This window comes from Vibrio sp. RC586 (genome assembly GCF_000176715.1).
Lineage (GTDB): Bacteria > Pseudomonadota > Gammaproteobacteria > Enterobacterales > Vibrionaceae > Vibrio.
The window spans coordinates 1-2,530 of sequence record NZ_ADBD01000002.1; the positions used below are offsets into that span (position 1 = coordinate 1).

Sequence of the window (2,530 nt, forward strand, 5' to 3'; positions counted from 1 at the left end):
ACACCGCCTCAAATACAGACCTTTTTACCAAAAACTACAGTTGGATTGTTTGGCTTTGATTCAGTCGAACCTAGCCAAGAGTTTATTGACCAATTAACTGAGATTTCTTCAGTATTAATTTCTTACCCACAAGCTCAGGCGAAAGTTGTTGGACACACTGACTCAACAGGCTCAGCACTCTACAATCAAAACATTTCTGAGCATCGTGCTCAGGCGGTTGTCAATAAGCTGATTGAATTGGGTGTTACACCGACGCAACTTGAGTGGAGAGGTGAGGGTGAATTTCAACCTGTTGCAGATAACAATACTGCAGAAGGACGAGCTGCAAATCGCCGAGTTGAAATCACCATCCCTAGCTTCCAGTTTCAAGAATAGGTTGCATTACTATGAATAAATATTTTAAATGTCTATTTGCAATAGTGATTTTTCCACTATTAATGCTATTAACCGGTTGCAATTCAGAAGGTGCCTTCTCTGAATCAACCGTAAAATTAGAGCGTATAGATATCGTTGCATCGCCAATAAAAACACGTGGTGTGAGCGAGCTGACGCTTGCGAAAGGTAACCAGCAATCATTTGAGGCGGTTGGTCATTACTCTGACGGCACATCTCAAGCATTTAAGGATTTAAGTGCGCTTGATTGGGATTCTAGTGATTCAAAGGTTGGGCATTTTGATGAGCCTGGCGTATTGTCTGCGGTTGAGGTGGGTAATACGACCCTCACGGCTACCAAAGATGGTGTAACCAGTAATACCGTAAACGTGAATGTGTCGGCAGCGGTCATTACGGCCATTCAAGTGACGCCTTCACCGGTCAACGTAGCAAAAGGTCAGACTCAGCAGTTAACGGCAACAGCGACATTCAGTGATGCGACGTCCTCTGACGTGTCTAACTCAGTGACGTGGACTATCGATACGGCGACAGCTACCGTGTCATCAGAGGGTTTATTGTCTGCGGTTGAGGTGGGTAATACGACCCTCACGGCTACCAAAGATGGTGTAACCAGTAATACGGTGGATGTGAATGTGACGGCAGCGGTCATTACGGCCATTCAAGTGACGCCTTCACCGGTCAACGTAGCAAAAGGTCAGACTCAGCAGTTAACTGCAACAGCGACATTCAGTGATGCGACGTCCTCTGACGTGTCTAACTCAGTGACGTGGACTATCGATACGGCGACAGCTACCGTGTCATCAGAGGGTTTATTGTCTGCGGTTAAGGTGGGTAATACGACCCTCACGGCTACCAAAGATGGTGTAACCAGTAATACGGTGGATGTGAATGTGACGGCAGCGGTCATTACGGCCATTCAAGTGACGCCTTCACCGGTCAACGTAGCAAAAGGTCAGACTCAGCAGTTAACGGCAACAGCGACATTCAGTGATGCGACGTCCTCTGACGTGTCTAACTCAGTGACGTGGACTATCGATACGGCGACAGCTACCGTGTCATCAGAGGGTTTATTGTCTGCGGTTGAGGTGGGTAATACGACCCTCACGGCTACCAAAGATGGTGTAACCAGTAATACCGTAAACGTGAATGTATTTGATTTGGCGGGTCCATATATAGATATCTTCGATACAGGTAGTGGTAAGTTATTTACCAATTCACCATCAGTGGCCTACCTAGACAGCATTGGCGGTAGTGCTACAGACGATAGTTATACTGAAAGTGGAACTTACGGCCCAAGTGGTAATTTCTACCGATTCAACTGGACTAACGCAAATGTACTATGTACTACCTACAACACCCTTAGTCTCGGCGGACGGACGAACTGGCGTTTAGCGACAAGAGACGAGTTAAAAGTGGAGCTATACGACGCATCTGGTAATATGTTTACCGCGCGCGGTTGGCCGACCTACTACAGCTATTGGTCGGCTACTCCTGATGGTTCTTACTATTACATCGTGTACCTCTACAGTGGCTACGTCAACAGCCTCAATCCGAGCTACACGATCTACGCGTCCTGCGTCTCAAATCCTTAAAGTTGAGCGTTTAGAGTTTAACGTTTTAATTTTTAATTTTTGAAGTGCCAGAGTTGCATCTGGCACTTTTTAAAAGGGGGAAGATAGGTGAATATTGAAACTAAATTAGCATTGGTTGAAAGCAGTCAACGTATTGTTGGCATAAAAGAGGGGATGTTTGTACGTTTCTATGAGCAATCACTCTTTGGTTGGCAGCAGTGGGTATCTAAACAGGACCAATTACCGACATTGAAGGTGTTAAGGAAAAAGGTTAAGAAATTGAATGAAAGAGAGGTGTTGTATGGTGGGCTTCCTATAGAATCATTAAAGCAAGCTGGAATTGACATAGGTACAGAGGCTGTTATTGAGTTAGAAATAATCATCGATTTTTCTGAGTGGGAGTCTTGGAGGCAAGAGCAGCGTGCTCAAATGGACGATATTGAAGAGAAATTACCTTGTAACCCTTGTGATGACGATCTGTTAAATCGTCGATATGTTCGATTATTTTTACCCGAAGCAATCGTCAATAAAGTGATGATGACGAAAGCTTCAAGCTCTTCATCAGA

At 45.0% G+C, this 2,530-nt stretch carries 3 protein-coding genes; all 3 read left to right on the forward strand.

Going from position 1 to position 2,530, the window contains the following annotated elements:
• Positions 1–375 (forward strand): OmpA family protein (locus tag VOA_RS17120; RefSeq protein ID WP_000318537.1); only part of this gene is annotated, 375 nt, incomplete at its 5' end.
• Positions 376–386: 11 nt separating this feature from the next.
• On the forward strand, positions 387–1,985 hold the full coding sequence (locus tag VOA_RS18880) for an Ig-like domain-containing protein (RefSeq protein WP_009355695.1): 1,599 nt from the start codon (positions 387–389) through the stop codon (positions 1,983–1,985).
• An 87-nt stretch (positions 1,986–2,072) separates the two neighbouring features.
• On the forward strand, positions 2,073–2,530 hold a 458-nt coding region (locus VOA_RS0117155; RefSeq protein ID WP_001019790.1), incomplete at its 3' end, for a hypothetical protein.

Coding starts and splice junctions, on each gene's coding strand:
- VOA_RS18880 (WP_009355695.1), top strand. CDS start 387: ATGAATAAATATTTTAAATGTCTATTTGCAATAGTGATTTTTCCACTA.